The organism is Novipirellula sp. (genome assembly GCF_041583735.1).
In the GTDB taxonomy this organism is placed as follows: domain Bacteria; phylum Planctomycetota; class Planctomycetia; order Pirellulales; family Pirellulaceae; genus Novipirellula.
Genome location: NZ_JBFHFD010000556.1, coordinates 1 through 5840, shown reverse-complemented (window position 1 = coordinate 5840; position 5840 = coordinate 1). Strand labels below are relative to the sequence as shown.

Sequence of the window (5840 nt, the reverse complement as noted above, 5' to 3'; positions counted from 1 at the left end):
GTGGAGATTAGGATTAAGAGTAAGATTATGATTAAGAAACGGAAAAGGGCAGCAAAGGCGTGCGGTCGTAGTTTCTTGAGACGCAGCGGGGACAACGGCAAGAATTCCGTTATCGTAGCAGAGGCAAACACGCAGCCTCTTAATCTTAATCATACTCTTAATCTTAATCCCGTCCGCGCAATCGTCCGGCTCGGGTGTAATCCGGTGGAGATTAGGATTAAGAGTAAGATTATGATTAAGAAAGGAAAGGGCAACAAAGGCGTGCGAGCGTGATTTCTCGCGTCTCGCCGCTGCCCAAAAAGAGTCGATCGTACTGGCACTAACGCTGGGCTAGTGTCGCGGCTAGCTTGCGGTACTCGCTGTACAGCCGGTCGTAGTCCGCGGTTCGCTCGCTTCGCGGGTAGACGACATCTTGTTTCCCCTGGGGAACCCCCGCCATCGCGGTCGCCGCTTCGCTGACGCTTGAGAAACCGCTCGCTTCGGATCCGGCCGCGATCATTCCCAACACCGCCGCACCGACCGCCGGGCCTTGCGTGGATGGATGAATTTCAATCTCCATTCCTAGCACATCGGCATACACTTCGACGAACGCGCGGTTGTGGTGCGGCAATCCTCCGGTGGCAATCAGTCGATCGATCGGCGCGCCGCCATCGCGAAGCAATTCGACGATCCAGCGGAGCCCAAAGGCCGATCCTTCCATCAACGCCAAATACAAGTGTTCGGGACCGTGCTCGAGACCTAGTCCGGTAAACGCGCCCCGTAGACTGCCGTCCATCAACGGGGTACGGCATCCATTCATCCAGTCAATACAGATCACTCCTTCGGCACCCGGTGGCAATCGCAGGGCCGCCTCGGCGAGTGAGTCAAAGGAGTCGAGTCCAAGCAATCGCCGCAGCCATGCGAACGCGTCACCGACCGCCGCTTGACCTGTTTCGTATCCAAACATGCCGGGCAAAATGCCACCGTCGACCACGCCTGCGATCCCAGGGATATCGGCCGCAGTGTTGGCGTTGAGCATGTGACAACTGCTGGTCCCCATCACCATCACTAATACTCCGGCGTCAGCGGCGCCGACCCCGGGAACCGCGGAATGCGCGTCAATAATTGCAGTCGAAACCGGAATGTTCTCGCGAAGTCCGAATCGCTGGGCCATCGCCGCGGTCAAGCCTCCGGCAGGTTCCCCAGGCGATCGCATCACGCCAGGCATGCGATGCTTCGCGGCCTCGGCCAACTTGGGGTGGACCGCAGCAAAGTACTCGCTCGACGGATAGCCCTCCTTCGCCGACCACATCGCCTTGTAACCCGCCTGGCACGTCGATCGGGTCAGCGACGCGGCGTCCCCGCCCACCAATTGCCACACGAACCAATCTCCGGCTTCCAGCCAAACGTCGGCAGCCGAGGCGACTTTGGGAGCGTTTTCGATCGTCTCGAGCATTTTGGGAAAGAACCATTCCAGCCCGATCGTGCCGCCATACCGCTGTAAAAATGGTTCGTCACGCTCTCGGGCCACCGCATTCATCCGCTCGGTCTGCTCGAGTGCTCCGTGATGCTTCCATAGCTTCGGCCATGCCAACGGAGTCGACCGGAACGCCTCGAGTTCACAGAGCGGTGTGCCCTCGAGTGTGGTTGGCAACATCGTGCAACTAGTAAAGTCGACTCCGATTCCAACGACACTCGCGGCGTCGATTCCCGCGTCGCTAATCGCGGCACGTGTTGCTTCGGCGGCCGAATCGATCCAATCGCCTGGGGCTTGCAGTGCGTACCGTGGCGGCAACGGGGCGTCACAACCCGGCAGCGTCTGAGTGATTTGGCCATTGGCATAATCACGCGAAGCGAGCCCGAGTTGGTTGCCCGCAGCGTCGATCAAAATCGCGCGTACCGACTCCGTGCCAAAATCTAATCCAAGTGCGACCGGCTCTCTCGAGGCAGTTGAGTTCATCGCCGTTCCTTTATTTCGACTGCGTTGGTGTCAATTGGGACGGATCGACCACCACGTGCTTGATCAATTGCCGCTTCCAGGTATAGGTCATGTGAACCATGCCGTCATCGGTTTGGATGATTGCTGGATAGCTGAACTCACCTGATTTTTCCTTCTCAAGCACTCCGACCTCGGTCCAGTTCATTCCGTCCTCGGAAATCGCTAGGTTCAACAAACTTCGTTTGCCCCAGCCATTGTCGGAGGATCCAAGATGGTTGTAGATCATCAATTGACGACCATCGGTCAGCGTAACGACATCAATTCCCGAATTTGGATTCGGCATGTTGGTCGCGACCAATTTCGACCATGTCTCGCCGCCATCGGTCGACTCGGTCGACGCAATCACGCTTTCTTGGGTGCGGCAAAGTGCTTGAAGCCGGCCATCGGGATACGTCAAGATCGTCGGTTGAATCGCCTTGAATTCAGTACCGTCGTTGATCGGCCCAATGCGTTTGAAAGTACCACTCGGTTCACCATCGACCAACGTGACCTTTTCAAAATGGACTCGCCATCCTTCGTTTTCGGTTGACGATCCACTGAGCAGCGTTTTGCCATCGCTAAGCAAAATCGGTTTGCATCGTACCGGACCATCAATGCCTTCGGGCAATCGCTTGCGGTCGGTAAAGGTGCGTCCGCGATCGTAGCTGATCATCATCTCGCCCCACCAACTGTGCGGCCGTGGTCCAACTTTGAAGAACAGCAGCAGCGGAGCATCGCCAGGCGGTTGGTACAGCACCGGGTTCCAGCACGGGTGACGCATCCCGTCGTGCTGAACTCCGTCGGCAACATTCAGAGGTCGTGACCAATTCAATCCGTCATGAAAACTGGTCCAGATCACGACATCCTTATTCCCTTCACGAGAGCCGCCAAACCAAGAGGCGACCAACCCGCGAGACGTTTGGCAAATCGTTGACGCATGACACTCTTTGAAGGGAGCGTCCTTGAAAATGAATTCGCTCGACAGTAATCCAGGGAACGCCGGCTCGGTAGCGGGCTTCGGTTCGCTAGGCATTGTTTCCGCCGATGTGAAGGTCACGCAATCATCATGAGCGATATGGTAAATCCGGCCGTTCTCGCTGCCGACTAACAAATCCGGTTTGCCGTCCTTGTTAAAATCGCACACCGTGGGGCTCGATGTGTGTCCAGCGACGTTGCGTTTTGCCAAGTTGCCGACTTTCTTCAACATCACCTTGCCATCGACATCCGCACAATTGCGATACCACGTGGCATTTTCGGAATTGACCAATACGTCTAGTCGTGAATCGCCATCCCAATCCACCACCTGTAACTTGACCCGCCCGGATCGACCGCACGTTCCCGAATTGAGCTGCAGCGGTTGACCGCTTTCGTCAACAAAAATTCGCTCTGCCGCTCCGCCACCGGAGCGAAGTGTCAAGAAGCCTTCTTGGTCTAGCATGACCAAGTCGAGTTTCTTGTCGCCATCGAAATCGATCGCCATTGGCGTGGTTCGCCACTGAGTCAAAGCCGAACTGGACAATGTTTGCCACCAATACCATTTCGGTGGCGCTTCGCGTTGTCCGGTGTCAAAGTTCTTTTCGACAAGCGTTCCTGATTCGTTGGTCAACATGCCCAATCGCGACAGGATCGAGTTGTAGACAATGTCCCCATCTCCATCGCCGTCCCAATCGGCAACCGACAACGTGGTGTAACCCCACTTCGCTTCGGCGGGGCCTTGGATGGAACCACTCGGGCCTGCCATCACGCGAAACGGTTTTTGTGACCCATCGTTTTGTTTGACCTCTAGCAGTTTCGGAGCCGCCCATTTGGGCAGTCCATTTTCCGCATTGCCAAGATTTTCGAAATAACCAATCGAACCCGCGGTGTTGCCACACACGATGTCCTCGTCTCCGTCGTTGTCCCAGTCATAGGCAAAGGGTGTCGCCAGTGCACCGAACTTGAGCGTGTCGGCTTGTTGCTGGAAGTATTTTGGGGCTTTAAATACTGGTTGGTGGTCACGAAGTTCGCCGGTGTTTTCCACCAAGGCAACGCGTCCATCTTCGTCCCCGACGATCAAATCGAGGTCGCCGTCGGCGTCCCAGTCGATCGCCGTTGGCGTGATCATTTGCAAATGCATCACTAGCGGTTCACCCGCAGCGTTGTTGAGTTTTTGGCCCGCTGCGTATTGGGGTTCGGTGCGAGTGCCAATGTTTTGGAAATAGGTGAAACCGTCCAGGAACTCACCGCACAACAAGTCCAAGTCGCCATCATTATCAAAGTCGGCAAAGTTCGGGCTCGGAAACCCGTAGACATCGATTTCGCCGCCGCCAGCCTGCAAGCGTTCCGGCTCGGATGAATACGCTGGCTCGTCGTCGTTGCCTTTGTTTTCAATCAAGTAAACATAGCCATGCAGTGGCCCGTTTCGCCAATTGCCATGGTTGTCGTAGGCGTGATCCCAACTGTAATCGGTCCAATCGCCGCTGCCGACGACAATGTCTTGATCCCCGTCGCCGTCATAATCGACGTACCGCCACATGTTCGCGCGGGTGTTGCCTTTGGTGTGATGATTCGGGTTGGCGTGGGCGTTGATCTTGGTCGGTTTCGCAAAATCAAACTTGCCCGTTTTGGCATCACGGCGAAACTCTTTCGCCGGTAACATCACAATCGGTTCACCATCGACCACACTCATTTGCATGAAATGACTGCCGCTGCCGATGCGAACGCCCGCTTTGAAAACCGGCATTTTCTCGTTTGGATCTTGAGATGGATTTTCGAAAAAGTAGGTGCCGTTGGATGGTTTGTCAGGACAACTGACCAACAAGTCCAAGTCACCATCGTTGTCGTAATCCATCGGCAATGGAAACGCCCACAACCCGACGCCAAGATCAACCTTTAAACCTGGGTTGTTGTACGGCAAGGGTTGTAGTTTCCACTGCGGTTCATCCGCCGCGGCGAATGAACTGAGCGTCAGGACGCACATCCAACAATAGATAGTCAGTTTCGGTAACTTCATTTCTTCTCTTTCGGTAGGGCTCGGCGGGCGTTCATCGTGGTTAAATGAGTGTCAAGTCTAGCACGCATCTGTGCGGCAATCTTGGGAAGCGATTCACTCAAATCGTGCTGTTCCGCAAGGTCGGTTTCCAAATCGTACAACTCAATACGATCGTCTTCAGCGAAGTGGATAATCTTGTAGCGTCCATGACGAAGTGCGGATTGCGGACGTGTTTGACTGACCGCAAAGTCATTCACCCCGATCGTTTCAGTCGCATCCTTGAATCCGGTTTCGGGGTGGTAGTAAGGAAAATGCCAAATCAAGCTGCGGTCAAATTGTAATCGGTCCGATTGTACTTCGGGATCGCTCAGCAGGGGCTTGATGCTGAGTCCATCGACATTGTTTTGTGGTGGGTTGTTTTCGCTTCCGCCTGCGATGTCCGCAAACGTGGGCAGCAGGTCATAGCCTATCACGGCGGTGTCGCAGGTTGCACCCGCCGTGATGTGGTTGGGCCAGCGAGCGATCATCGGCACGCGAATGCCGCCTTCGTAAAGGTTCCACTTGGATCCTCGCAGCGGAGCGTTACCACAATACTCGGGGTGACCGCCGTTGTCAGACACGAATACCACCAACGTATTGTCTTGCTGTCCTGATTCGTCGATCGCAGTAAGGATCTCGCCGACGTGATGGTCCAGCGTTTCCACAAACGCGGCGTACTCAAGTCGCAATGGACGCTGCGGAATTTCTTGTGGAATCTTGGCGTCGTATTTTTCAACCAGCCAACGACAGCGGTTTTTTACCGGTGTATGAACATAACACGACGACGCCATCAAAAAGTACGGGCGGTCGTGGGGGCGACGAATAAAGTCGGATACCTTCTGCACCATCGAATCATGAGGGATAACTCCGGCG

Annotated in this window: 3 protein-coding genes; all 3 read right to left on the bottom strand. The window is 55.3% G+C overall.

Annotated elements, in window-relative coordinates:
- Positions 1-319 precede the first annotated feature (319 nt).
- On the bottom strand, positions 320-1939 hold the full coding sequence (locus ABX962_RS28155; RefSeq protein ID WP_372724440.1) for a ribulokinase: 1620 nt from the start codon (positions 1937-1939) through the stop codon (positions 320-322).
- A 10-nt stretch (positions 1940-1949) separates the two neighbouring features.
- Entirely contained in the window at positions 1950-4916 is a 2967-nt protein-coding gene (locus ABX962_RS28150; RefSeq protein ID WP_372724442.1) for an exo-alpha-sialidase, read from the bottom strand.
- 29 nt (positions 4917-4945) lie between these two features.
- Positions 4946-5840 (bottom strand): sulfatase-like hydrolase/transferase (locus tag ABX962_RS28145; RefSeq protein WP_372724438.1); only part of this gene is annotated, 895 nt, incomplete at its 5' end.

Bases quoted from the DNA above. Each gene is read 5' to 3' on its own strand.
- ABX962_RS28150 (WP_372724442.1), bottom strand. From the start codon at position 4,916: ATGTGCGTCCTGACGCTCAGTTCATTCGCCGCGGCGGATGAACCGCAG.
- ABX962_RS28155 (WP_372724440.1), bottom strand. From the start codon at position 1,939: ATGAACTCAACTGCCTCGAGAGAGCCGGTCGCACTTGGATTAGATTTT.